At 63.3% G+C, this 26,370-nt stretch carries 22 protein-coding genes; 11 read left to right on the top strand and 11 right to left on the bottom strand.

Features of this window, described 5'->3' with window-relative positions:
• Window positions 1–609, top strand: a 609-nt coding sequence (locus RGD00_RS15000) for a hypothetical protein (protein WP_310458140.1), incomplete at its 5' end; no start/stop codon positions are given.
• A gap of 471 nt (window positions 610–1,080) precedes the next feature.
• Here RGD00_RS15000 and RGD00_RS14995 read toward each other — a convergent pair.
• The 3 genes from RGD00_RS14995 to RGD00_RS14985 all read right to left on the bottom strand — a co-directional run bounded on the left by RGD00_RS14995 (window position 1,081) and on the right by RGD00_RS14985 (window position 4,502).
• Complete coding sequence (locus tag RGD00_RS14995) at window positions 1,081–1,764, bottom strand: UPF0149 family protein (protein ID WP_310458139.1); 684 nt, start codon at window positions 1,762–1,764, stop codon at window positions 1,081–1,083.
• A gap of 93 nt (window positions 1,765–1,857) precedes the next feature.
• Window positions 1,858–4,029: an SF1B family DNA helicase RecD2 gene (recD2, locus tag RGD00_RS14990; RefSeq protein ID WP_310458138.1), complete on the bottom strand. Its 2,172-nt coding sequence runs from the start codon at window positions 4,027–4,029 to the stop codon at window positions 1,858–1,860.
• Complete coding sequence (locus RGD00_RS14985; RefSeq protein ID WP_310458137.1) at window positions 4,026–4,502, bottom strand: thermonuclease family protein; 477 nt, start codon at window positions 4,500–4,502, stop codon at window positions 4,026–4,028. Before RGD00_RS14985 ends, recD2 begins: the two co-directional genes overlap by 4 nt.
• A 177-nt stretch (window positions 4,503–4,679) precedes the next feature.
• On the opposite strand from RGD00_RS14985, the gene RGD00_RS14980 reads away from it, so the two are divergent.
• The 10 genes from RGD00_RS14980 (at window position 4,680) to RGD00_RS14935 (ending at window position 21,611) form a co-directional block, all read left to right on the top strand.
• Window positions 4,680–6,044: an exonuclease domain-containing protein gene (locus tag RGD00_RS14980; protein ID WP_310458136.1), complete on the top strand. Its 1,365-nt coding sequence runs from the start codon at window positions 4,680–4,682 to the stop codon at window positions 6,042–6,044.
• Between the two features lie 219 nt (window positions 6,045–6,263).
• A complete protein-coding gene (locus tag RGD00_RS14975; RefSeq protein WP_310458135.1) occupies window positions 6,264–7,151 on the top strand; it encodes a BrxR family helix-turn-helix transcriptional regulator in 888 nt (295 codons plus the stop codon).
• 66 nt (window positions 7,152–7,217) lie between these two features.
• Window positions 7,218–9,140, top strand: a complete 1,923-nt coding sequence (locus RGD00_RS14970; protein ID WP_310458134.1) for a GmrSD restriction endonuclease domain-containing protein — start codon at window positions 7,218–7,220, stop codon at window positions 9,138–9,140.
• Window positions 9,141–9,223: 83 nt separating this feature from the next.
• Complete coding sequence (locus RGD00_RS14965) at window positions 9,224–12,736, top strand: helicase-related protein (RefSeq protein ID WP_310458133.1); 3,513 nt, start codon at window positions 9,224–9,226, stop codon at window positions 12,734–12,736.
• Window positions 12,733–13,215, top strand: coding sequence for a hypothetical protein (locus RGD00_RS14960; protein WP_310458132.1), 483 nt, complete (start codon window positions 12,733–12,735; stop codon window positions 13,213–13,215). The genes RGD00_RS14965 and RGD00_RS14960 overlap by 4 nt, the downstream gene beginning before the upstream one ends.
• 3 nt (window positions 13,216–13,218) lie before the next feature.
• Entirely contained in the window at window positions 13,219–16,140 is a 2,922-nt protein-coding gene (locus RGD00_RS14955) for a DUF1156 domain-containing protein (RefSeq protein WP_310458131.1), read from the top strand.
• 11 nt (window positions 16,141–16,151) lie between these two features.
• On the top strand, window positions 16,152–16,400 hold the full coding sequence (locus RGD00_RS14950; protein ID WP_310458130.1) for a hypothetical protein: 249 nt from the start codon (window positions 16,152–16,154) through the stop codon (window positions 16,398–16,400).
• Between the two features lie 30 nt (window positions 16,401–16,430).
• Complete coding sequence (locus tag RGD00_RS14945) at window positions 16,431–19,727, top strand: DUF499 family protein (protein WP_310458129.1); 3,297 nt, start codon at window positions 16,431–16,433, stop codon at window positions 19,725–19,727.
• Between the two features lie 4 nt (window positions 19,728–19,731).
• A complete protein-coding gene (locus RGD00_RS14940; protein ID WP_310458128.1) occupies window positions 19,732–20,748 on the top strand; it encodes a DUF4236 domain-containing protein in 1,017 nt (338 codons plus the stop codon).
• Complete coding sequence (locus tag RGD00_RS14935; protein ID WP_310458127.1) at window positions 20,745–21,611, top strand: GIY-YIG nuclease family protein; 867 nt, start codon at window positions 20,745–20,747, stop codon at window positions 21,609–21,611. Before RGD00_RS14940 ends, RGD00_RS14935 begins: the two co-directional genes overlap by 4 nt.
• Before the next feature lie 6 nt (window positions 21,612–21,617).
• Here the strand turns inward: RGD00_RS14935 and RGD00_RS14930 are convergent, their stop codons facing one another.
• The 8 genes from RGD00_RS14930 to RGD00_RS14895 all read right to left on the bottom strand — a co-directional run bounded on the left by RGD00_RS14930 (window position 21,618) and on the right by RGD00_RS14895 (window position 26,363).
• Window positions 21,618–21,878, bottom strand: coding sequence for a hypothetical protein (locus RGD00_RS14930; RefSeq protein WP_310458126.1), 261 nt, complete (start codon window positions 21,876–21,878; stop codon window positions 21,618–21,620).
• Entirely contained in the window at window positions 21,875–22,243 is a 369-nt protein-coding gene (locus tag RGD00_RS14925) for a hypothetical protein (protein WP_310458125.1), read from the bottom strand. Before RGD00_RS14925 ends, RGD00_RS14930 begins: the two co-directional genes overlap by 4 nt.
• A 58-nt stretch (window positions 22,244–22,301) precedes the next feature.
• On the bottom strand, window positions 22,302–22,721 hold the full coding sequence (locus RGD00_RS14920) for a hypothetical protein (protein WP_310458124.1): 420 nt from the start codon (window positions 22,719–22,721) through the stop codon (window positions 22,302–22,304).
• Window positions 22,721–23,401: a YcbK family protein gene (locus tag RGD00_RS14915; RefSeq protein ID WP_310458123.1), complete on the bottom strand. Its 681-nt coding sequence runs from the start codon at window positions 23,399–23,401 to the stop codon at window positions 22,721–22,723. Before RGD00_RS14915 ends, RGD00_RS14920 begins: the two co-directional genes overlap by 1 nt.
• A 121-nt stretch (window positions 23,402–23,522) precedes the next feature.
• Complete coding sequence (locus RGD00_RS14910) at window positions 23,523–23,831, bottom strand: hypothetical protein (RefSeq protein WP_310458122.1); 309 nt, start codon at window positions 23,829–23,831, stop codon at window positions 23,523–23,525.
• Window positions 23,828–24,826 (bottom strand): FscB, encoded by a 999-nt coding sequence (locus RGD00_RS14905; RefSeq protein WP_310458121.1) that lies wholly within the window; start codon window positions 24,824–24,826, stop codon window positions 23,828–23,830. The genes RGD00_RS14910 and RGD00_RS14905 overlap by 4 nt, the downstream gene beginning before the upstream one ends.
• A complete protein-coding gene (locus RGD00_RS14900; protein ID WP_310458120.1) occupies window positions 24,823–25,692 on the bottom strand; it encodes an SPRY domain-containing protein in 870 nt (289 codons plus the stop codon). The genes RGD00_RS14905 and RGD00_RS14900 overlap by 4 nt, the downstream gene beginning before the upstream one ends.
• A complete protein-coding gene (locus RGD00_RS14895; protein ID WP_310458119.1) occupies window positions 25,689–26,363 on the bottom strand; it encodes a DUF2793 domain-containing protein in 675 nt (224 codons plus the stop codon). Before RGD00_RS14895 ends, RGD00_RS14900 begins: the two co-directional genes overlap by 4 nt.
• Window positions 26,364–26,370 lie beyond the last annotated feature (7 nt).

Below are 26,370 nucleotides of genomic sequence, written 5' to 3'. Positions count from 1 at the left end.
CGCAGGGCGCTTCGACGCCTGACTGTATCTGAAAACCGCATGGGTCGGCTCAGATACACAGAGTTTCAGACACTCCCGCTCGAAAGGGCTACCAACCGGATTGAACGCGTAGACGGCGCCGCAGTGCGCGTCGATCGAAGGCCACTCCTGACTGAGGCCGAGCAGGTTCTGCACGAAACCTTTGATGCCATGCACAATAGGGTGAAGCTGCTCTACACGCGGGAGGCAATTCCCATTGATAGCCTCAGACTGCTGCTCGATGGAATGGCGGTCACTGGCGGCGCGCAAATCAAGGCTCTGTTCCTTCTCGACGAACCGATGGCGGCAAAGGATCAGGCATCTCGCCAGTTTCAGAAGCTCGCGCAGTTGACGACGGAAATGCCCGCAGACCTTCTGGTTGGGCGCCTCGGCGGAACGGAAGCAGCTGAACAGAACGCACGCGACGTGGCAGTCACACTCTCAGAAACGCGCCACCGTGTTGCTAGCCTTCCCAGCCTTGTTGACCACCTAGGTCTGCAAGGAATCTCTGCTCGAAGCTATATCGAGGCGGCCGAGGCCGAAGATGACGCGCCATTGATGATCATGCAGGTGGGCAAGACCCAACCATGATCGACATTTGTTGGAGGTCATCTGTGGCCTAGTGATCTGCTCCGTTCCTTGGTCTGAGCCATCTTCAGCTATGATCAACCTAGCAGCGCATCAGGCTACATCAACGCCACATCAACCTGCGACTGCGGGCTTCGTGCCGGTTTTGGGTGTGAATCCGTGCGAATGCTGATGTTTGCGAGGGTGAAAATCACGCCATAACAAAGGAATACCTCGTAAGTGGCTGAAATTTCTGATTATTCGGTTTTGCCCTGCCATAGGCTCATAACCTGAAGGTCGTAGGTTCAAATCCTACCCCCGCAACCAAATTCCTGAAATAATACAAACGCTTGCCTGATGGTATTATAGTACCACAGGCATTTTTGCGTTTTACGTCAACACCACGTCAACAAATCACGAGTCCCCCTACGGCGCCCTGACCGGTCGGAACGATGCGCTGAGCGGGGCGGCGGTGGAACCGGAATTGGTAATTTTTCAATTCCGGCCGCAGCACTGCTTGTACTTCCGACCCGAACCGCATGCGCAGGGATCGTTCCGCCCGGGGCGGGGAGCGGCCTTGTGCGGCATGCCGGGAAGATTGGCAGCAATTGTTCCTGCCAGTTCCGGGCGCGACTGGTGCAGAATCGTCGCGACGCAGTTCGGGATCAGGTCCGGCGCTTCAATGTCGATTTCATCGATCTCTTCATCCGTGAACTTGCTGTTGCCGGTGTAGATGTCCTGCAGCGCCATCAGGAAAATCATCGTTGTCCGGGTTTCTTCATCGGCCCGGTCGAGAAGGCTTTCCCAGGCATCCGGTCGCAGGCGCATCGCGCGGGTGAAGCCGTCTACCCAAGGTTCCCACAGGGTTTCGTCGCTGTTCGGGTCCACTGCGTAAATCGGCTCGATCCAAAGAGACCGTGTCATCGCTTCGGCCACGGAATTGTAATGCGTCATGACGGCGCCGATCGTTTCTTCCGCCGCCTTCTGATCGGCGAACTGCGCCTCGCCGGTTTCGCCCCACACCTCCGGGAGCCATTCCGAGGGTGGGATCATCTCTGGGCACGCCAGGATTCCGGTCACATAACCGTCGAGTTTGCTGATCGTCATGGGAAAGTTGTCGACCGGCAGCGCGTGCAGCAGTTCGCTCAGGCGATCCAGCCGTTTCTCTTCCTCTTCCATGCTCTGTCCTTTCACGTGCCGCCCTGATACTCAAATTGCGCCAAGGATTGAAGCCTGCGAGCGCGTGCGGTGCGATTGCTTGTCCAGGTTCTCTCATGCCAGCCATTCATCCAGTTTCGACCAGCGCTGCCGCCCGGAGACGTTCTTCACGGCGATGGCCACCGCCTTCTTCTGCCCAACCAGCACGACGAGCTTCTTGCCGCGCGTGACGCCGGTGTAGATCAGGTTGCGCTGCAGCATGGCGTAGTGCTGGGTCATGACCGGGATGACTACCGCCGGGTATTCCGACCCCTGGCTCTTGTGGATCGTGGCCGCATAGGCAGGAACTAGCGTGTCCAGCTCGCCGAAGAGGAAGGTCACGGTGCGCCCGTCGAAATCCACGGCGACCTCGCCCTCGTCGAGGTCGACATCCTCGATTCTGCCGATGTCGCCGTTATAGACGTCCTTGTCATAGTCGTTTTCGATCTGCATGACCTTGTCGCCGGGAGCGAAGATCCAGCCGAAGCGCTCCACGCGCTTATCGCCAGCGGGGTTCAGGGCGGCCTGCAGTTCGATGTTCAGGGAGCGCGCCCCGACGCCGCCGCGGTTCATCGGGCAGAGGACCTGGATGTCCTTGATCGGATCGAAGCCAAAGCGCTGCGGGATGCGCTTGGCGACCAGCTCGACGATGCGCGGCACGGCCTGTTCCGGATCTGCGGCCGGCACGAAATAGAAATCCGCCTCCCCATCGGGCTTGCCGAGATCGGGCAGTCGCCCTGCATTGATGGCATGCGCCGTGGTAATGATCTTGCTCTGCGCCGCCTGCCGGAACACCTCGGTCAGACGCACCACCGGCACTGGTCCTGAGCCGATGATATCGGCCAGAACCTGGCCGGGGCCCACAGAAGGCAGCTGATCGATATCGCCCACGATGAGCAGTGCTGCAGTGCTGGGCACTGCCTTCAGGAGCGACTGCATCAGCAGCACATCGACCATCGAGCTCTCATCAATGACCAGGAGATCGCAGTCGAGCGGGTTCTCGTCGTTGCGCTTGAAGCCGAAGGCCTTCGGGTCGAATTCCAACAGCCGATGGATCGTCTTGGCTTCCATGCCGGTGGCCTCGGTCATCCGCTTCGCCGCGCGCCCCGTCGGCGCACAGAGCAGAAGCTTCACGCCTTTGACTGCCAGAATGCGCAGGATCGAGTTCACGATCGTGGTCTTGCCCACCCCGGGGCCGCCGGTGATCACCATCAGCTTCGAGCGCAGCGCGAGGCGGATCGCCTCAGCCTGGCTAGCGGCAAGGGTGAGGCCCGTCTTCTGCTCGATCCAGGGCAGCGCCTTGTCCGCATCGATCTCGGGCCAGGGCAGGGCGCCCGCGCGGATGCGCTTCACATGCTCGGAGATCCCGCGCTCGGCGAGATAAAGCCCCGTCAGGAAGATGCAGTCTGCGTCTCGGACACGATCGGCGGTCACCGTCTCCTCAGCCAGTTCCTCTTGCAGCGCGCTGTCGATCAAGGGCGCGGGGACCTCGAGCAGCTTGCCCGCCAGGCCGATCAGCTCCGCGCGCGGCAGCCCGCAGTGACCATCGCCCATCGCCTCGGTCAGTGCGAAGGAAATCCCCGCGCGCACGCGGATCATTGCGGTTTTCTCAATGCCGAGTTTCTCTGCAATCAGGTCGGCGGTGCGGAACCCGATGCCACGGATGTCCTTGGCCAGCCGATACGGATTCTCGCTCATCACCTGTACGGCATCCGTGCCATAGGTCTTGAAGATGCGCACCGCGCGCGCTGTGCCCACGCCGTGCTGGTGCAGGAACACCATGATCTCGCGGATCACCTTCTGATCCGCCCAGCCAGCCGTGATCTTCGCCGCGCGCATCGGGCCAATGCCTGCGACCTCGCGCAGCCGCTCGGGCGCGGCCTCGATGATGTCGAAGACGTCCTTGCCGAAGGCCTTGACCAGCCGCTTGGCATAGACCGGCCCGATGCCTCGGATCATACCGGAGCCGAGGTATTTCTCGATCCCGTCCACCGTCGATGGGGCCGAGGTCTTCAGGAAATGCGCCTTGAACTGCAGCCCGTGCGTGCGGTCGTTCAGCCAGATGCCGGAGGCCGTGATCCATTCGCCCGCCGAGATCATAGCGGCGTGCCCAACCGTGGTCACCAGGTCCCGGTGGCCGCGTGCTTTCACCCGCAGCACGCAAAATCCGTTCTCTGAATTGTGGAAGGTCACCCGTTCCACCAGGCCGGCCAGAACCTCCGTGGTGCTGTCAGCCTGTGGTTTCATGGTGTTCGCACGCCGCGCCGCCAGTCCCACGGCATGACAAAGATGCCCGACCAGATGTTGCGCCCAGCGCGCCGCGCCTCAGCCTCGACGGCTACATAGTCTCGGGAGAATTGGCGGTAGGCAACCGCCCAGCCTTCGCTGACCATCCAGCGGTTCAGGTCAACCCCGTCCTGCGAGCACACCGCGATGGTGCGCCCGTATCGGTCGATGTTGCGTGTCACACAGCTTACGCTGCGCCGCCCGATCCGATCCGACAGAGCCAGCGCCGCCTGCTGTCCGCAACGCCACCGCTGGCCAGAAGGGCGAGTGCAAAGCTGGCGGCTCTCGGGCGCATCGATCCCGTGCAGGCGGATGCGCGTGCCGCGGATTTCCAGACTGTCCCCATCCGTCACACTCGCCATCCCAGTGATCGTCTGCGCCGAAACCGGCAGTGGCAAAAGCAGCAGGAAGAGGATCAGGGTGAGTCGCAGCAAGAAATAGCCCGTCTTGAATTCTGGGGATGAGCGCCACGCGCCGGGCTTCCTTCTGCCACGCAGAGCGCTGTCGGTCGAGACGCAAAGGTTAACGCGCTCGAGTCCAGCCGAGGATTCTCCGCTTTTCCAACAAACTATGGGTGCTGACGACCTTCCTGCTCCAAGTTATAGTGCGCCATGACTTTTGCGTTCTACGATCTCGAAACCACCGGCATCTCACCCGCCTTCGATCAGCCCCTGCAATTCGCCGCCATTCTGACGGATGCTGAATTCAGGGAAATCGAGCGGGTCAATCTGCGTTGCCGCATCGCGCCCCACATCATTCCCTCACCATGGGCGCTGGCGGTCACCGGTGTCCGCCCAGCGCAGCTGCTGGATCCGGAACTGCCGTCGCTCTTCGCGTTTACGCAGCAGATCGCGGCCCTGATCGCGCGCTGGTCACCCGCCACCTGGACCGGGTTCAACAGCATCCGCTTCGACGAAGAGATGCTGCGCCAGGCCTTCTACCAAAACCTGCAGCCCGACATTTTCGCCACCCAATTCAACGGGAACAATCGGCTCGACATTCTGACGGCGCTCTATGCGGTCTGGTATCGTCAGCCGGATATCTTCGAGTGGCCCGTCGATGAAACCGGCCGCGTGCGCTTCAAGCTCGATCGCATCGCGCCGCTGAATGGCTTCACGGCGCATAATGCCCATGACGCGCTCGGCGATGTCGAGGCGACGATCCATATCGCGCGTCAGATCGCCCAACGCGCGCCAGAGCTCTGGGCAGAGCTCCTGTCCAACCGAGACAAGGCTTCGGTGCAGGCGCGCCTTGCGCGCTTCCAGCCCATGGCCCTCGTCGAGCGCTTCGCAGGCGGCCCTCCCCGGGCGACGATAGGCTGCTTCTGCGGCACCTCGGCCAGCAACCCCAACCAGGCTGCCTTCTTCGATCTCGACGCTGCGGATCCGGCAGAGCTTCTGGCTGCCGATGATGCCACTGTTTTTGCAGCGGTGGACGCATCACCCAAGGTCATCCGTTCCTTGAGTATCAACAAGTCGCCCGCGCTACTCTCTGTGCCCGCGCCCAGCGCTGAACACCTCGAGCGGGCCGCGGTCATCGCAGAGGCGCCGGAGTTCAGAGCGCGCGTTGCAAAGGCGCTGGCCGCGCGCTTCCCCGAGGATCCAACCGCGCCGACACCGCCCGTTGAGAAGCAGATCTTCGGGGGCTTCTACAGCCACGCCGACAAGGCACTGCTCGCAGAGTTCCAGCGCGCAGACTGGCGGCGGCGTCAGGAGATCGCAGCCACCCTCAGCGAAGCCCGGCTGCGCCAGCTTGGGCGGCGACTGGTGGCGTTTCACGCGCCCGAGCTGCTCTCGACGGAAGAGCGCGCACAGTACGAAGCCTGGCTGGAAAACCGCTGGTCGGCCGCAGACGCCCCTGAGATAGAGTGGATGGGCAAACACCGTGCCAATGCGGCACTCGAGCAGATGCGGACCAATGGGGAAGTCGATCCGGAGCTGGTCGACGAGATCGAGGCCTACTTGTTGCAATTGTGAAGCGTGGGATGGCCGACATCAGATCGAGAGTTTTGTGCTTTTTCTCGGTATGTTTCGAGTATGCGACAAATTCATGCTGCCGACCCGAGACAATTCTTCCGATGCTTCCTCGTCGGCAGTGCCGTTTTTGTTTGATCATCAAGTCGCTCGCCGCTAGGGTGAGCACAGAAAGTGGGTGAGCACAGTTCGCATGCCCATGGGGCAGCCGGAGAGAGCGGCGTGGGTGAAGAAAAAGCTGAACTGCGCTGGGGCATCGAGCAGCGCCTAGAGTTCATCGAGTTCCGCCTGTTCTGGGAGGGACATGTGAACCGAAGCGATCTGATGGACCAGTTCGGGGTTTCGGTGAACCAGGCGTCCACCGACCTGAATCGGTACATCGGTTTTGCGCCTGACAACATGGTCTACGACAAGAGGGCGCGGACCTATGTCCGTGGCTCAGACTTCAAGCCGCAGTTCCTTGAGCCGGACGCAAGCCGTTACCTCTCTCAACTGCGCTCCGTCGCAGACGGGATCCTCGATCGCGAGGATTCCTGGATCGCTGATCTCCCGCCATACGCATCAGCCCCAACGCCCGTGCGCGGTGTAAACCCCGCAACGCTGCGCTCGGTCGTCGGCGCCATCCGCCGGCCTGAGGCGATCGAGGTAAAGTACCAGTCCCTGTCCAGCCCGGAGCCGCGCTGGCGTTGGATAGCACCTCATGCCATCGCCTTCGACGGCTTCCGATGGCACACCCGCGCATTCTGCCTGTCAGACGCGATCTATAAGGACTTCCTGCTGTCCAGGATACTCGACATCCGTGGGGCGCGCGAAAGCGAGACGTCGCCGGCCGATGACCGCGACTGGCATTCCGAGGTGACGCTGGAGGTAGGCCCGCACCCCGACCTCTCCGAAACCCAAGCGAAGGTCATCGCGCTCGACTACGGCATGCGGAGCGGCAAGGCGAAGATAAAGGTTCGGCGCGCGCTGCTGTACTACGCGCTGAAGCGCCTCGGACTGGATACCGCTCCAGATGCGCGCGCGCCCCGTGACCAGCAAATCGTCCTCATCAATCGCGACGAGGTCATCGGTAGGATGCAAGAAAGTCGTGGTCAGGAGGCGACGGCATGAGCTGGACTACCGAGTATTGCTACATCACCGATTGCAAACCGATCTTTTCTTGCGAGGAGCGTCACATTGGGTAAGCAAGCCGCATTCAAGACGAACCCGGTCAGCCTCGAGGAGCTTCTGCGTCATTGCGCGAGTGGCAAAATACAGCTGCCCGACTTCCAGCGAAGCTGGGTCTGGGACGAGGAGCGCATCAAGGGGCTGATCGCTTCGATCTCACAGGCGTTTCCGGTTGGCGCCTTGATGACGCTTGAGGTGAAGCAAGGCGCAGCAGACACGTTCGCGCGTCGACCAATCCAAGGCGCAGATTCGGCAGTCGGGAACAGCGCGCCTGAACAGCTCCTGCTGGATGGCCAACAGCGCATGACCTCGCTCTACCAAACCTGCCTGCGTCGCGAGGTAGTTCGTACTGTTACCCCCCGGCTCAAGCTGGTGGATCGCTGGTTCTACATCGACATCCGCAAGGCGATGGACCCTGCCGAGGACCGGGAGAGCGCCATTGTTGCGGTGCCTGAAGACAGGCGGATCAAGTCGAGCTTCGACCGGAAAATCGACCTCGATCTCTCCACGCCGGAGCTCGAGTACCAGAACCTCATGTTTCCGCTCAACCAAGTGTTCGACTGGGACGAATGGCAGGATGGTTTCGACGATTATTGGCGAGACCGTGATCCGGAGACGCGCTCGCTCTTCCGAGTTTTCAAGAACGAAGTCCTCCAGAACTTCAAGTCCTACCAGTTGCCTGTGATCGCGTTGAGCCCGGAAACCACGCACGAAGCAGTCTGTCTGGTTTTCGAGAAGGTAAACACCGGCGGTAAGCCTCTCGACGCATTCGAACTCGTCACGGCGATGTACGCCGCCCGCGGCCATCGTCTGCGCGACGACTGGCTTGGCGCTGAAGGCCAGGCCGGGATGCAGGGCAGGCTTCAGCTCTACGGCCGCGCGGCAGAGCAGAAGTTCGGCGTTCTGGAGAAGGTCGCGGCGACTGACGTGCTTCAGGCGATTGCGCTCCTGCACGGGGTCGAGAAGCGCGCGGCCGAAATCGCTGCCGGACGAAAAGACTCGGAGCTTTCTGCCGTCCGCGCCACGCGCCAATCGCTGCTCGATCTGCCACTTGAGGCCTATCTGAAGCACCGTGGGCCAGTCGAAGAAGGGTTCAAGGCTGCGGCGCGCTTCCTGCGCCAGAATCACATCTATCGAGTCATCGACTTGCCGTATCAGGGCCAGCTTGTGCCCTTCGCTGCGATTCTCGCGATGATCGGGCCGAAGTTCGATCATGCCGCGATACGCGACAAGCTCGCACGTTGGTTCTGGTGCGGCATCTTCGGCGAACTCTACGGGTCGGCCATCGAGTCTCGCTTCTCGAAGGACGTGCTGGAAGTTCCAGCATGGCTTGATGGGGGACCCGAACCGAGCACAATCATTGACGGCCGCTTCCGTCCGGAGCGCCTGCGGACCTTGCGCACGCGCTTGTCGGCTGCCTACAAAGGTATCCACGCCCTGCTGATGGCTGAGGGAGCGATCGATTTTCGCTCGGGCCAGCCCTTCGGCCAAACGGTCTTCTTCGACGAATATGTCGATATACACCACATCTTCCCGCAGGACTGGTGCAAGAAGGAGAAGATCGAGCCCAAGGTCTTCGACACTGTCATCAACAAGACCCCGCTCAGCTACAAGACAAACCGCATCCTCGGGGGCGTCGCGCCGTCGGTCTACCTGGAGCGACTGCAGACTGGCGGTAAGGATACGCCGCCCATCGCCCGCGATGCGCTCGATGAGTATCTGGCTTCGCACGCGATGGAGCCGACCCTCCTACGGGCAAATGATTTCGCAGGTTTCATGGCGGATCGGGAATCCCGGCTGCTTGCCATGATCTCCCGCGCGACCGGCCATGCCATCACCCGTTCCGACGCCGCGCCTGAGGAGGGCGAGGACGTGCCGCAGGACGACGAAGGCTTTGACCTGCCCGACCCGGGTGCAGAGGAGGCCGCCTGAATGGATGCTGTTCACAAGCGATTCGTCCCGCGCGGCCACCGGCGCGAAACCTCGCCGCTGCGGAATTTTAGCGAGGTTGCGTTGTGACCAAGCTCGAAGACATCAAAAATGGTGCCTCCGTTGCGGGCGTTGTTCCGAACCAAACGGTTGAAGCGGTTTCAGTCGAATGGATTGGGGATCAAGCGATCAACCTTGTGTACCGGGTGCCAGGCGGCAGCGTTTCAGAGACCACGCTCTATCGGGATGACGAGCATCGCCTCTCCGTCGAGCAGCGAGGCCGTGCATGGTCTTTCGATGCCGATGGAAGTCTTCTGCGGCTCGTGACGGAAGCGAACCGGATCAAGCTCGCGCACTACTTCGACCCGTATCTGGCGATCCACACGAGCCTCGTCGATCCGCTTCCGCACCAGATCACGGCCGTCTACGGCGAAATGCTGCCGCGGCAGCCGCTTCGCTTCCTGCTTGCCGACGATCCGGGAGCCGGCAAGACCATCATGGCGGGCCTCCTGATCAAGGAGCTGATCGCGCGTAGCGATCTCGAACGCTGTCTGGTCGTCGCGCCCGGCAGCCTTGTCGAGCAATGGCAGGACGAGCTGGGAGAGAAGTTCTCGCTCGAGTTCGACATTCTTTCCCGCGACATGATCGAGACCTCGCGTTCGGGCAACGTCTTCAATGACCGCAACCGGCTCATCGCTCGCCTCGATGTTCTCGCGCGGAACGAGGATCTCCAGCAGAAGCTCGCTTCGTCCACGGAATGGGACTTGATCATCTGCGACGAAGCGCACCGCATGTCGGCCAGCTACTTCGGCGGCGACGTCAAGTACACCAAGCGATACCAGCTGGGCCAACAGCTCGGCCGAGTCTGTCGCCACCTGCTACTGATGTCCGCGACGCCGCACAACGGCAAGGAGGAGGACTTCCAGCTTTTCATGGCGCTGCTGGATGGCGACCGCTTCGAAGGTCGCTTCCGTGACGGCGTGCATTACGCCGACAGTGCCGACATGATGCGCCGCCTGACCAAGGAAGAGCTGCTGAAATTCGACGGCAGGCCGCTGTTTCCTGAACGTCGGGCGTACACGGTGAAATATGACCTATCACCCGAAGAGGCTGCGCTCTACAGCGCCGTCACAGAATACGTTCGGACGGAGATGAACCGCGTGCAGCGGTTCGCGGAGCAGGATGGCAAGAAACGAAACAATGTCGGCTTCGCGCTTCAGATCCTGCAGCGTCGTCTCGCCTCGTCGCCTGCCGCAATCTATCAGTCCCTGAAGCGCAGACGAGAGAGGCTGGAAGCTGAGCTGGCCGAAGCCAGGCTGGCTCGCAAGGGCGGCCGCGCCGATTTTCACGAGCCGAGCGTCCCGGACGAAGTGCTGAAGAACATCGACGAATACGGCCAGGACGAGGTCGATGAGCTCGAGGATCTGATCTCAACCGGCGCCACGACCGCAGAGACGGTGGAACAGCTCGAGATCGAGGTCCAGACCCTCAAGGGACTGGAGATTATGGCGCTCGACGTCCTTCGCTCGGGAAAGGATACCAAGTGGACCCAGCTCGATCGCATCCTCGACGATGAGCTGATGGTCGACAGCGATGGAAACCGGCGCAAACTGATCATCTTCACCGAGCCCAAGGATACCTTGCACTACCTGCTGGAAAAGGTGCGCGCGCGCCTCGGAAAGCCGGGAGCTGTCGAAGTCATCCATGGGGGCGTCACCCGGGAGGAGAGGCGCAAGGTCGTCGAACGCTTCATGCAGGATCGGGACATGCTAGTCCTGATCGCGAACGATGCCGCTGGCGAAGGCGTCAACCTTCAGCGCGGCCACCTGATGGTCAACTATGACCTGCCCTGGAACCCGAACAAGATCGAGCAACGGTTCGGCCGCATTCACCGGATCGGTCAGACCGAGGTCTGCCATCTCTGGAACCTCGTCGCCGCTGATACCCGTGAAGGCGAGGTCTATGCTCGTCTCCTCGAGAAGCTTGAGGCGGCGCGGGAAGCCCTCGGCGGCCGCGTCTACGACGTGTTGGGCGAACTGTTCGAAGGAACGGCGCTGCGCGATCTGCTGGTGGAAGCCATCCAGTACGGCGAGCAGGAGGACGTGAAGGCGAGGCTGTTTCAGGCGGTTGACGGCGCGGTCGATCAGCAACACCTCCTCCAGCTTCTGGAGCGCCGAGCCCTCACGAACGACACCATGCCCGCCGCCCGCGTGCACGAACTGCGGATCGAAATGGAGCGGGCCGAGGCTCAGCGTCTCCAGCCGCATCATATCCAGAGCTTCTTCGTAGAGGCGTTCAAGCACCTCGGTGGCCAGATCAAGCGCCGTGAAGAAGGCCGCTGGGAGATCACCCACGTCCCGCTGAACATCCGCGAGCGGGATCGCCAGGTCGGCACCGGTGCGCCAATCCAGAAGAAGTACGAACGGATCTGCTTCGAGAAGAACAAGATCAACCAGCAACCTGTCGCGGCCTTCATCTGCCCGGGTCATCCGTTGCTGGAGGCGGTGATCAGCCTCGTGCGAGAGCAATACGATCACCTCATGAAGCGCGGGGCCATCCTGGTCGACGACACGGATCCCGGCGAGGAGATCGCCGCAATTTTTCTTCTGGAGCACAGCGTTCAGGACGGCCGGCCCACGGCCGCTGGCAGGTCCCACATCGTCTCTGAGCGTCTCCAGTTCGCCGCGATCGACCGGAACGGCGCCACGACCAACGCCGGCATCGCACCCCACCTGAACCTGCGCCCGGCGCGCCCCGAAGAGATCGCGCGCGTCGAGGATCTGCTGCAGGCCGACTGGCTGCGCACGGACCTCGAAAAGACTGCCGTCCGCTTCGCCACCGTCGAACTCGCCCAGAAGCACGTCGCGGAGGTCAAGGCGCGCCGCATCCCCGAGATCGACCAGGTCGAGCAGGAGGTGAAGGCGCGGCTCAAGAAGGAAATCAACTACTGGGACGCGCGCGCCTTCGAGCTGAAGGAGGAGGAGCGCGCCGGCAAGAAGACCCGCCTCAACTGGCAGAACGCGCAGCGACGGGCCGAGGAGCTGGCCGAGCGTCTGAAGCGCCGTTTGGAAGCGCTCGACCAAGAACGCTTCATCTCTGCCCAGCCTCCGCGCGTGCGCGGCGGCATGGTCGTCATTCCGCGCGGCCTACTGAATTCTCGCGCGCCAGCGGACGAACTCGCCGCGACCGCGAACGGATTTTCCGAGGATCCGGTCGCCCGGCGCAAGATCGAGATCGCGGCGATGGACGCGGTCATGGCCGTCGAGCGCGCGTTGGGGAACGCACCCACCGACGTCTCCGCTCAGAAAGTCGGCTACGACATCGCCTCCTACGACCCCAAGGCGGACCACCTGCGCTTCATCGAGGTCAAAGGCCGCATCGACGGCGCCGACACGGTGATGATCACGCGGCAGGAGGTCATCACCTCGCTGCACGAGCCCGACAAGTTCATCCTGGCCGTCGTCCAGGTCGAGAACGGCTTCGCCACTGCGCCGCGCTATGTCCACGGCGCACTCGACACGCGCGAGCCGCCCTTTGAGCACAACGCGATTCAATTCAGCATCAAGAGCCTGCTCGAGCGGGCGGAGGTTCCGCGATGAAGGATTTCGCCATTCTGGCCCCTGTTCCTCTGGAGCATCTCGAGTCCGGTCAGGGCATCGCGGCCGAGAAAGGCTTCGTGGCGTTCGGCTCTCGAAAGTTCGAACTCTTTCGCGACATCGACCAGCGCCGCGAAGGCGAGCCGGTGCCGGTCGTGATCTATCCCTCGCACGAGGACGACCCCGCCAAGGTTACATCGATGGTGTCTTGGATCGGCTGGTATGTCGGCAGCGAGGAAACGCACAACGGTCGGCACTCGCTGGGGATGGAGCATCGCCCGCCGACCACGGGCCAGTATTACACAGACAACAAGGGCCACTGGGCCGTTTTCTGGCACGTCCGGCAGCTCATGCCGCTGGCCGCCGCGGAGCGTTTTCCAATTTCGAAATTGCAGACCATCAAAGGCGGCTGGCGCAAGAACGCCCCGCCGCGTGGGCCCGAACTTGTTGCCGTGCCCACCTTCATCGAATTCCCGGAGTAAGCCGTGTCCCAGCCCTACAAGAAGAAACTCATCGAAGTAGCCATCCCGCTCGAGGCGATCAATGCCGCCTCGGCGCGGGAGAAGTCGATCCGGCATGGGCATCCCTCCACCCTGCACCTGTGGTGGGCGCGGCGGCCTCTGGCGGCGTGTCGGGCGGTGCTGTTCGCGCAACTGGTGGACGATCCCTCGTCCTGCGTCGATGAGCTGATGGCCGATCCGAAACTGCGCGCGCGGGCGGAGGCGGAGCTGCCCGGGCGGGTGGCGGCCTGGGAGAAGAGCAAGGCCTCGGCGCAGGGGGCGGCGGCGAATGCGCCGGAACCGACGCTGGAGGATGTGGCGGTCGAGATCGAGCGCAAGCGGCTCTTCGCCATCATCGAGGACCTGGTGAAGTGGGAGAACTCGACCAACGAGGAGGTGCTGGAACGCGCACGGGCCGAGATCCGGCGCAGCTGCGGCGGCGTGCTGCCCCCGGTCTATGACCCGTTCTCGGGCGGCGGGTCGATCCCGCTCGAGGCGCAGCGGCTGGGCCTGCCCGCCTATGGGTCCGACCTGAACCCGGTGGCGGTGATGATCGGCAAGGCGATGATCGAGATCCCGCCGAAATTCAAGGACATGCCCCCCATCCACCCCGGCATCAAGGAGCGTTCGTTCTATCGCAACGCCGAGGGGCTGGCCGAGGATGTGAAATACTATGGCGAATGGATGCGCGAGAAGGCGTGGGAGCGCATCGGGCATCTCTACCCGCAGGTGGACCTGCCGAAGGAGTTTGGTGGTGGCAAGGCGACGGTGATCGCTTGGATCTGGGCGCGGACAGTGCCGAGCCCGGACCCGGCCTTCTCGGATGTGCAAGTGCCTATCGCGTCGAGCTTTGTCCTTGGATCAAAACCCGGAAAAGAAGCTTGGGTTGAACCCATAGTGGACAAGCAGACCAAGAAAGTCAGGTTCCGGGTGCGCCGTGGCGGGACCAAAGCGGAGTTGGCCGTTGCGAAAGACGGAAACAAAGTTGGTCGTGGCAACTTCGTCTGTCCCCTTTCCAGCGCCGCGATTGATGTCGATTATGTGAGGGCGCAGGCTCAGGCGGGACGGCTCGGCGCACAACTGATGGCCATTGTGGCGGAAGGTCCGCGCGGCCGCATTTACGTGGATTCGGATGACGCCCATGCCACGCTTGCGCTTAGCGTGCGGGCTGAATGGAAACCCGAAGGTCGGGTTCCGGCACCGTCTCACGACGTCGACCGACTGCCAATGTACGGCATGCCACTTTGGGGAGATGCATTCACACAAAGGCAACTGTCGATTCTAAATACAATGATCGGGCTTCTTTCGGAACTGCGGCAACAGGTCATGGAAGACGCCAAGGATACCAAATTGCATCTGGACGAGGCCGGTCTCGCAGATGGGGGGATTGGCGCAGCGGCATACGCTGACGCAATATGCGTGTTCATGAGCTTCGCAATAAACAGATCAGCGGATCGTGGTTCAACAATTTGCACGTGGGACTCATCTCCAAAGATGGAGGCGTTGCGGAATACCTTTGCGCGACAGGCTCTGCCTATGACTTGGGACTATGCTGAGGGGAATCCATTCTCATCAGCGACAGGGAATTTCTTGAATAATGTGGAATGGGTTTTGCGAGTTATTGAAAAACTAATGCCCAGTTCGCCCGGCCGTGTTGTGCAGCATGACGCTCAAACAGTAGAGTTTCCAGATGGTGCGGTTATCTCCACCGATCCGCCGTATTACGACAATATCGGTTATTCAGACCTCTCGGATTTCTTTTTCAGCTGGATGCGCCCGGCATTGCGAACAATCTACCCAAGTTTGTTTGGAATTCTAGCTACGCCGAAAAATGAGGAACTCGTCGCTACGCCTTACAGGCATGGTGGCAAGAAGGCGGCTGAGGACTTTTTCCTTTTGGGAATGCGAAAAGCCATCGGCAATATGGCAGCCCGTACCGGTTCAGAATACCCTGCCGCCATTTACTATGCTTTCAAGCAGAGTGAGGTCGCTCAGGAAGGCATCAGTTCGACGGGTTGGGCCACCTTCCTGCAAGCAGTGGTCGAGGCCGGGTATGCCGTGGTCGGCACATGGCCGATGCGCACCGAGATGGCGAACCGCATGATCGCTTCGGGAACCAATGCCCTCGCCAACTCGGTTGTTCTTGTTTGCCGCAAGAAGGAAGTTTCGGCTGAAGTTATTACTCGGGCTGAGTTCATTCGCGCCCTGAAACGTGAGCTGCCCCCTGCCATCGCCGAGCTTCAGGCCGCCAACATCGCCCCGGCCGACATGCCGCAATCGGCCATCGGCCCCGGCATGGGCGTCTACTCGCGCTACCGCGCTGTGCTCGAGGCCGACGACAGCGCGATGACGGTCAAGACCGCGCTGCAACTGATCAATGCCGAGCTCGACGAGTATCTCGGCGGCATCCAGGGCGAGTTCGACGCCGACACCCGCTTTGCCATCACCTGGTTCGAGCAGAACGGCATGGGCAAGGGGGATTTCGGCGTCGCCGACAGCCTTGCGCGCGCCCGCGGGATTGCGGTCGACAGCGTGAAGCATGCCGGGATCGTCGAAAGCGCTGCGGGCAAGGTGCGGCTGCTGAAACGCGACGAGCTCGACCCCGACTGGGCGCCCGAGGAGGACGGGCATCTGACCGTCTGGGAATGCCTGCAGCACCTCGTGCGCCTGCACGAGCGGACGGGCCTGTCGCACGACAGTGCGGCACTGCTCAAACGCCTAGGGCCTCAGGCCGAGGCGGTTAAGGATCTGGCCTATTGCCTCTACGACATCGCCGCCAACAAACGCCGCGAGGCGTCCGAGGCCACGGTCTACAACGCCCTGATCGCCGACTGGTCCGAGCTGAGCCAGATGGCCGCCACGGTTTCGCTTGAAGGGCGGAACCGGCAGATGAGGTTTGAGGTATGAAGGGCTCCCGCATGGCGGATCGAGACGGCTACAAGTTCATGCAAACGTGTTTCACCTGCGGCTCGGGCTACCAGTTCGGACCGGGGCGCTACGACGGCAAGCATATCGCGCGCTATGGGATCGACGTCTGTAGGTCTTGCTACGAAGGCAATTGGGACGGCTGGGCGCCCCACTACGGGGAAAAGATCATTGTCCATCTGAACATGAAGGATCTGCCGATCCCTGCCGTGAATGCCAGTGGCTTCCTGCCTCGCGATTGACCCGACTGCATTGAGTAAAGGATTTCACCGATGGCCAAGTCTACCCGTCAGCATGTGTTCGAGGGCATGGAGCTTCTGCCCGAGGCGTTGATCCCCTTTGTCGAGAAGCGGCTGGAAAGCTCGCTGCAGGGCCATTGGCAGGTGCAGGTGGTCGAGCGCGTCCGTGGCTTGCGGCCCAACGGCAACGGCCAGGTGAACTGGGACCAGCAAGGGCTGCTGCAGGTCATGATGGCTTTCTGGAAGGACGCCTTCGCTATGGTGCTGGGGCATCCGGAGCGGTCCTACGTCTCGGAGCTGCTCGAGGTGCGCAACAAGCTCTCGCACAACGAGGCCTTCACCTATGACGACGCAGAGCGCGCGCTCGACACGATGCGGCGGCTGCTGGAATCTGTCAGCGCCAAGGAGACCGCCGAGAAGATCAGCGCCTCGCGCGACACGATCTTGCGCACGAAATATGCCGAGCTGGCTCGGAACGAGGAGCGGCGCAGGACGCAGCGCTCGGACATCTCGGTCGACACGGTGGCGGGGCTTATGCCCTGGCGCGAGGTGGTCGAGCCGCACCAGGACGTGGCCACCGGAGAGTTCCAGCAGGCCGAGTTCGCCGCCGACCTCGCAAAGGTGCACAACGGCAGCGCGCCGTCCGAATACCGCAACCCGCGCGAGTTCTTCGCCCGGACCTATCTGACCGAGGGGCTCAGCACGCTGCTGGTCGGCGCGGCCAAGCGGCTGGGCGCCGGCGGCGGCGATCCGGTCGTCGAGCTGCAGACGAACTTCGGCGGCGGCAAGACGCACTCGATGCTGGCGCTCTACCACATGGTGAGCGGCACGCCGGTGGAAGATCTGCCGGGGCTCGACCAGCTTCTGAGGCGGAGCGGGTTGACGGTGCCGGGCAAAATCAACCGCGCGGTGCTGGTGGGCACCTCGCGCGGTCCGCAGGACGTGATCTCGCTGGAGGGCGGCCGGAAGATCCGCACGACCTGGGGCGAGCTGGCGTGGCAGCTGGGCGGCGCCGAGGCGTTCGAGATGCTGGCCGAGAACGACGAGCGCGGGATCGCGCCAGGATCGAACCTGCTGGAGACGCTGTTCAAGAAGTATTCGCCCGCGCTGATCCTGATCGACGAATGGGTCGCCTACCTGCGCCAGATTTACAAGGTCGAGGGGCTGCCGTCCGGCTCGTTCGACGCGAATCTGTCCTTCGTGCAGTCCCTGACCGAGGCGGTCAAGGCGAGCCCCGGCGTGTTGCTGGTGGCCTCGCTGCCTGCCTCGCAGATCGAGGTCGGCGGCGAAGGTGGACAGGAAGCGCTGGCGCGTCTGAAGCAGACCTTTAGCCGCGTGGAGTCGTCGTGGCGACCAGCCAGCCAGGAGGAAAGCTACGAGATCGTCCGTCGCCGTCTGTTCAAGGAAATCCCCGGCGACAAGTTCCATCACCGCGACAACACGCTGAAGCAGTTCGCCAAGCTCTACCGCGAGAATGCGAACGACTTCCCGAACGGCTGCTCCGATGAGGATTACCGGCGGAAGCTGGAAAAGGCCTACCCCATCCATCCGGAGTTGTTCGACCAGCTCTATACCAGCTGGGGCTCGCTAGAGAAATTCCAGCGCACACGTGGCGTGCTGCGCCTGATGGCGCAGGTGATCCACGAACTGTGGATGGGCAACGATCCCTCGGTGATGATCATGCCCGGCAGTGTTGCAATCAGCTCGGCGCGCGTCGAGCCGGAGCTGCTGCACTACCTCGACTCCAGCTGGCAATCGATCATCGCAGGGGACGTCGATGGCGTGACGGCAACGCCGTACAAGATCGACCAGTCAGCCCCGAATTTGAACCGGTACTCGGCGACACGCCGCGTTGCGCGCGCGGTGTTCATGGGAACGGCCCCGACGCACGGTCAGGAGAACAAAGGGCTCGACGACAAGCAGATCAACCTTGGCGTCGTCCAACCCGGCGAACGTCCGGCGATCTTTGGCGACGCCCTGCGCCGCCTCGCAAACCAGGCCAAGTTCATGCACAGCGACCTTGGCCGATACTGGTACTCGATGTCGGCCAGCCTCAACAGACTTGCCGCCGACCGCGCCGCTCAGTTCGAGGAAGCGCTGGTCCTTCATGAGATCGACAAGGCGCTCGGTGGCTACATCAACGGCGTTGCGGATCGCGGCCACTTCGACACCGTTCAGGTCGCCCCTGGCAGCTCGGCCGATATCCCCGACGAGCCCGGCGGTGTCCGCGCAGTGGTTCTCGGCGTCGCGCATCCTCACACTGGCCGGGACGGATCAGAGGCTCTGGCGGAAGCCAAGGACATTATGATGCAGCGAGGCAGCACGCCTCGCGTTTACCGCAACATGCTGGTTTTCCTTGCCGCCGAACAGCGGCAGCTGGACAATCTGAAGGCGGCCCAGCGTGCGGCTTTGGCATGGGCGGAGATCGTTCGGGAGACCAAACGTCTCAACCTGACGCAGAGCGACAGCGCTCTCGCCGAAGCCAAGCTGAAAGAGGCAAGCGAGACGCTGAAAACGCGGATGAAGGAAGCCTGGTGCTATCTGATCTACCCGGTTCAGGAGAGCGCCCAATCCGACGTAGAGTGGATGTCAGCCAAGGTTCCGGCGCAGGACGGGCTACTCGCTCGCGCCAGCAAGAAACTGGTCAGCGATCAGGGGATCTGGCCCGAGCTTGGCCCGGACAACCTGAACCGTCAGCTCGAGAAATACATCTGGAATGGTAAACCGCATCTGCATCTCAACGACCTGTGGGAGTATCTGAACCGCTACACCTATCTCCCCCGAGTGAAGAATAGAGCCGTTCTTTCGAAGGCTGTGCACGCAGCTGTCAGCGGCATGCTGCCGGGGCCCTTCGCCTATGCAGAACGTTGGGACGAGACGAAGGGGAGCTATGTCGGCCTGGCGATTTCCAGTGCCTCGAGCGCTCAGGTCGTGATCGATTCTGAATCAGTGATCATCAAGCCGGATGTCGCAGAACAGTACCGGCAAAAGCAAACAGCTGCAGCACCCGCAGGGGGCCCGGTGCCTGCCGTAATCCATGGGCCAGACCCGACAACGCAGCCTGCTCCGGGAACGCCTGCCACTGCCCCAGCTGAACAAAAGCCTACCCGTTTCCACGGGACGGTGATGATTTCCCCCGAGAGACCAGCACGCGATATTCACCAGATCGTCGAAGCCATCATTGAGCAGCTCACCACGCTGCCGGGTGCCGATGTTTCTATCAAGCTTGAGATCGATGCCGAGGTGCTTGGTGGTCTCGACCGAGCAAAGGTGCGGACCTTGGTGGAGAACGCAACCACACTCGGGTTTGTCGACAAGTCGGTGAAGTGAACGGATGTCCTTCCGCTTCTGGCGCCGCATCCGGATTGCCCCCGGTGTCACGCTGAACCTGTCGAAATCGACAGCGTCATTGTCCCTTGGCCCGCGCGGCGCGAAATACACCGTCAGCCCGCGCGGCAATCGGGTCACCGCTGGTCTGCCTGGAACGGGCCTCTTCTACACCGTGCACGAGCCACGCCGACCGTCACCCGCCAATGCGCCCCGGGTGGCCCAGCGCGACCGGCTGAACCTCGGCTTCTTCCAGCGGCTGTTCACGCCTGCGGATGAGCGCGCCCTGGTCAACGGGCTGAAGGCGCTGAATGCGGGCGATGAGGCGGCCGCGCTTGCCGAGCTCGAGAAGGCCGCCGAGCTGCCCGATGCCGCCTGGATGGCGGGCATGCTGCGGCTCCGGCGCGAGGAATTCGCGCCCGCGCGGCGTCATCTGGAGGCCGCGCTGGGCGGTCTCGACCGGCTGGGGAGCCTGCTGGAGAAATACGGGGTTGCCGCGCAGGTGACCTTTCCGGTAACGCCCGAGGTCGATGCCCATGCCCGCCCCCGCGAGCGCGGCACGCGGCTGGCGCTGGTCGAGATCGCACAGCTCAACGGGGACCGCGCCGAAGCGATGCGCCATGTCGAGAGGCTGCTCGCGATCGAGCCGTCTGATCCGGTGGTGCTGCTGTCCTTCGCGGAACTGACCCTCGAGGACGACGCGGACCGCGCGCAGCTGGAACGGGTCGTCGCCCTGACTGCCGGGATCGCGAACGAGACGCCGGTGGAAACGGCGCTCCTGCTCTACCGGGGCCGAGCGCTCGCCCGGCTCGGGCTGGCTGACGCTGCCATCGACGTGTTCACACTCACGCTGCGCCGCCGCAAGGACCGTGCCGACACCCTCCTGCGCCAGCTGCGCTACGAGCGCGCGGTGCTCTACGATCAGGTGGGCCGCAAGGCGCAGGCACGGCGCGAGCTCGAGCGGGTCTACGCCGAGGATCCGGGGTTTGAGGATGTGAGTGAACGGCTAGGGCTGACAGCATGAGCGGGCCGCATCCCGAGCTCGACCGTGCGGTGTTCTTCGGCCCAAGGCCTGAGCTCGAGCGCTATCTCGTCACGCTTTCCGGTCACAGTTACGTCTACGTTCTCTGCCGGCCGGACCAGACACCCTTCTATGTCGGCAAGGGTGTGAATCGCCGTGTGCTTGCTCATGAGGCCGAGGCACGACAAAATCACTCTATCGGCGAAACCAATCCCTTCAAATGCAACGTCATCCGGAAGATCCTGCGTCAGGGATCGACGATTCTGTATGTGATCGACAGCGTCTTCCCGCGGGAGCGCGAGCAGGCGAGCCTTGAACGCGAAGCCACACTGATCGCCCGGATCGGTCGGCTTCACGAGGGCGGGACGCTGACCAACCTCGCAGGCGGCGTCGGCCGTGCGGCGGGCTCGTCGCCCTTCAGTGTCGCGCGGCACGAGGCCACCCTCTCGGGCGAACCGGAGGACAACCCGGAGCGGGCTGTGCTGAACCGGTTCCTGCAGGGCATCGGCCCCGTCCGAAGTGTTCCGGTCAAGCCGGTCGGCCAGATCGCCCGCATCCTGCCAAGCACGCCGCACCCGTCGCCGCGCCGACCGACCCCGCGCTGCGCTTATGCGCTGATCGCCAGCGCCAGCGCCCATGGCCTGACCCTCGAGCCCGGAGTGCGCATCCCGCGGAGCTTTGTTTACGAGGGCGTAGAGGGGGTGATCGAGAACGGGGTGGCCCGCGATCTTCTCAAGGCGGAAATGGCGCAGCTTGTGCCGGCGGCAGATCCGCGCGCCGAGCATTTCGCGTTGTCGCCTGACCACATCGCCCTAATCGTCGATCTCATCGGGGAGGAGGCACTTGTGGACCGCGGGTTGCTCTGATGAGCGTTATTTCCAACGCACGGCGGTGCCAAAGCCAGCGACGTTGATCACCTGGTTGTCGAAATGCGTCTCGGACTGACAGGAGACGACCGCATCGGCACCAAGCTCAGCAGCGAAGTTCCTGAGCCCTTCCTTGCAGGCTTCGAGCGCCTTGTCGAGGTGAGGCCCACCCCTGAAAGTACCCTTGGTGGAAACCCCGACAGCGGCAATCGTGTCGAGTATCTCGTGCGGTCGGTCTGGCGGCGCTGTCGATATCTTGATGGTCATTTCCGGGCACCAGGTGACAACATGCGATGATCGAGGCTCGGCTCGTCCCATTTCATCGCAACGCCCATCCAGCGCTCGATGGTCGCCTGCAGCTTGGGGTCATTGGCCTCGAGATGGAACGTGTAGAGGCGGTTGACAATTTCCTGCATCAACTGGCGCATCTCGGCGTCGTCGAAGCGCGAGACCTCCGACCAGGGGATGCGCCTGCCGTCTGCGTCCACCACGAAGACATCCGAGTAGTCGCCGGCCCGGGTGATGGGTCCCAGTCCGGCATGCAGCGTCTCAAGCTGCGTGTCGCGCACGCAAAGCATGGCCATGATTCTGGCCAGCCTTGCTGCAACGCGCTTTTCGTCGTCTTTGTTCATCACGCGAGAATAGCCGGATGCCCGCAATCACGCCACGATTTCGAACAAGGGTTCCAGGCTACCTCCTTGCGCATGCCCGCGCCTGATCGCGCAGGACGGCGTAATCCGCGAGCCAGCCCACAATGAGCGCCCCCTCAGGTAGCGCAGCGACTTCCTCGGCGACGCTTATCTGCTCACCCTGGCTGTACGCCAAAACGGGCGGGCAGGCCCTTGGCGGAGCGTCAGAACCCCCCCCGCGCAGGCGGTCAAGAAGATCGTCGCGGCTGCGAGGGCGGCGGGCGGCCGCATCCAGCATCTGGCGTTGAATGGCATTGGAGCGCTCCAGCATATCGAGCCGCTCGGCGGCGCGGCCTGCGCGCTCGCCCTGGCGACGGAGGTTGAGAATGAACAGGGCGATGGTGAGCGCGGCGAGGGCAAAAGCCGCCGCCCGCCGCGCCCAGCGCCGGGCGAGAAGCCCAGCCAGGAGGCTGGCCCACATCAGCGCAGGCCTTTCTTCCAGTCGTCGAGGCGGGCCCAGACGGCCACCGCGATCCCGGCCAGCGCGAGGGCGATGAACAGCCAGCGCAGGGTGTCAAGGGACGGGACCAGCGGCACGATCGCACCCCGCGCCTCCGCCAGTACCTCCTGCGCGACCTCGACCCCGGCGGCGCCCACGGTGGCGACGCCTGCCGCCCCGGTTCCGCGCAGGGTACGGCTGTCGGCCAGCGCCTCGCGCGCGGGCGGGGCCTCGGCGGCAAACGGCACCGCCCGCACCGGGAAGCGCTCGCCCCACTGGCGCGCGGGACCGAGATCGATATGGATGAAGCCGGAGCGCGGATAAAACCCAAACCCCAGAAACCCCACCTCCCGCGCCGCGGCCTCGAAGGCGACGGGGTCGTGGTTCGACATGGCGATATCGAAGGCCGTGCCGTCCATGTGCTTCGAGCGCGGCGCCCCGCCGACGGCGCGGTTGTGCTCGGGGCTGCGATAGGCGGAACGCACGATCAGCGGCTTGCCCAGCCGGTCGCGCAGCGCCTGCAGCTTGTCCAGCGCGTCGGGGTGCAGCTTCAGCTGACTGGTGCCGCGGCAGGCGATCTCGGCGGGCGAGAAGTTCCGCCAGCGCCAGAGGCTGTCGGGAACGTCACGGTGATGACGAAAGGTGCGGATGGGGTCGGACATGGTGGTCTCCTTGGGGTGAAGGGCATGCGAACGGGACCGCCACCCGGGGTGGACGGCAGGTAGGGAAGTCAGCTGTGCGAAGCTGTCAGTCTGGCCGCGCTGGGCCCGGCACCGGCTGGCGTCAGTCGCCGTTCCGGCGCTGGAAGGCGGCGAAGATCAGATTGCGCATGTCGTGGATGTCGCGCTCGATGCGCGCGAGCCGGTCATGGTCGATCTTGCGGTCCTCGTCGCGGCGCTTCTCGATGCGGGTGCGTTCCTCGGCCAGCTCCTGCTCGAGCTTGTGCAGCAGTGCCTCGTTGGTGAACGCTTTTCTCGTCACGGCAGTGGCAAGCCCGGCGATGAAGGTGAACCAGACGCCGATGGCGGCCGCGATGCCATGATCGCGGAAGGCCTGCGCGATCTGCTCGGACAGGGAGGACTGCTGCGTCATGCCGACAGGATCCCGACCTCGTTCGGCAGCGTCAGATCGCTCCAGGGGCTCGCATCAGCCGGGTTGATCGCCCAGCTGGAATAGACAGGCACGGGCGCAAGGTCGGGCACCGTGACGGGGGTGGCGTCATGGTTCACGCCGCCCATGCGCAGGAAGCCTGCGGTGGCGTCCGGACCGTCCGTGCCCGCCTGCGCGATCTGCTTGAGGTGCACGCCCGCGATGGCCGATACCGTGGCCGGACCGGTCGGGCCGGTGAGCGAGAAGGACATGCGCTGCCCTGCCGTGGTGCTGGCGACCCGCGTGGCGATATCGCTATCGCTGAGCGCGTCGATGCTGCCCACCATCTCGTTGAAGCTGGCGATGGCATTGGGGATGCGACGCACGAAGCGACGTCCGATGGTCGACACCCCGTCGAGGACCGCGACATGAGCATAATACCATGTGCGGTTCTGGGAGGTGCCGTGCAGGCCGACATTCGTGAAGACGACTTGTACCGGCTTGCCCTTGCCGCCCGTGTTCGCCGCGGTGGCGGTGCTCTGCAGTACGCCATCGACGTAGAATTCGATGGTGATCTCGGCCCCGACGCTCAGGCGCACATCGACCCATTGGGCCTGGCCGTTCGGGGCGAAATAGCTCGAGCTTCCCTGTTCGACCGTGTCGCCATGTGCCTCGGCGTGGTAGCGGTTGGTTGAGGTCAGGGGGCGGACCTGCGCGATCCTGACATTCTCCGCGTCAAAGAACTCGAGGAACCCGGCATTGCTCTGGGTGATGCTCTCGGAATCGTTGTTGGGCGGTACGTAGCGAAACCCCAGCCACATATCACCGACCGGCGCGGGAAACCCGACAGCGAAGGGGGCGGCCAGCGTGCGCGATCCGTTGAAGCGGATACCGTTGACGTCGAGGGTCTCTTCGAAGCCGGCAGCGACGGTGCTCAGCGAACCGGCCACGCCGGAGATGTCGGTGGGCTGATGGCCCAGATGCAGGATGTAACTCATGGCAGTTCCACTTCTATATAGAGGGCGGCATGGGCGGCGGAGAGCGCAGTGCCCCCGCCGTGATCGAGAAACAGCGAGACATTGCCCGAGGTGAGGCGCGGGCCGCCGCCGAGATCGAGCCAGGCCTCCAGCTCGGCGACGCTGAGGTCCTTGTCCCAGGCCAACTCGATGAAGGCATGGGCCTGGTAGATGCGTAGATCCGGATCCTCATAGCCCAGCGCCTGCGCACCGGGCGGAACCGGATAGCTGAACTGCGAGGGCAGCGAGCGCAGCGTACCGCCATCGCCCGGATCGCGCCCCTGGATCTGCGGAAACCAGGCGGCGCTGGGCGCGGCGGTCCATGTCGGTGCGCCGCTCACTGGATCGTCGCGCCAGATACCGTTCAGCCCGACCCAGAGTTCGGCGGAGGCAGGATCGAAGAGGAACATCACCACATCGCCCGCCCCATAGGGGGGCAGCCCGGTCAGGCGCTGGCTGGCTGTGCCGGTGTTCGAGGACCAGAGCGTTCCGTTCCCGCGATACCCGATTGAGCCGAGCGTGATTGGGTTGTTGCCCGTGTCATACTCCTCGCGCTGATCATCAGAGACGATGCCCAGATAGCCGTCGAACTCGACAGCACCGCCCGAGGCGCACAGAATCTCCCAATAGCGCCGTCCGTCGGTGGGCAGGATAGCCTTGGCGGTGGGCACCCAAGCCCGGTAATCACTGGCGCCCGCAGTGTTGATGGCAGTCTGGTTGCCATCCGACAGCGTGTAGCCTGCGGGGCGGCGGGTGACATCCAGCTCCCATGCAGACCCGATATCGACGGGAGGTGCCGTATCGCCACCCTGCGCCAGGATCGCGCCGCGCATCATCAGCAGACTCATGTGACAGCCCCGGTCAGTGCGCCCTGAATGACCCAGGCATCCGCCCCGCGTTTGACGAGCGATGCTCCGGACCATTGGCCATCCAGTGCGACCGAGCCGCCGGTGACGCCATTCAGCGATACCCCCGCTGCCGCCGTGACCGTGGCGATCCCCGCACCGACTTGCGTGACATTGACCAGCGCGCCGATCTCGAAGGGCACCGAGGCCTCGGGCGGGATGGTCACGGTGACGGCAGATGAACCAGTCGTCTCGAGGATGCTGCCCAGATCGAAGGCGTCCAGCGTATGGCTGGTCGCGGTTAGCGTCCGGATACGCACGACACCGGGCCGCGGCACCTCGATCCATGCGCCGTCTGTGAACCGCACATGCCGGGCTTCGTCCGCGATCCAGACCTGCCAGCCCTCCTGCGGGGTGAGATAGACCCAGTCTTCCGCCCCCGCTTCGCCGTCCCAGAGGGCCAGCGCATTCGCATGGGAGAGCGCGCCAGCCGGGACGATGCGGATATCGCCGGGATTGCCCACGGGTGGCAGGGTAGCGCTGCGCGACAGCGCGCGCGCTTGCACGAGCACCGACAGCGCGCGCAGGTCCTCGCTGACGCTGGTGCCCCAGTTGCGCTGGCCGGGGGCGTAGAAGGCGCGCAGCCCCAGCCCCGGCATGATCCGTTCCGACATGCTCGTC

Origin of the sequence: Ruixingdingia sedimenti (assembly GCF_031432425.1) — a bacterium.
Classification (GTDB): Bacteria; Pseudomonadota; Alphaproteobacteria; order Rhodobacterales; family Rhodobacteraceae; genus Ruixingdingia; species Ruixingdingia sedimenti.
The sequence above is the reverse complement of the archived record's forward strand: the minus strand, read 5'-3'. Positions and strand labels throughout refer to the sequence as shown.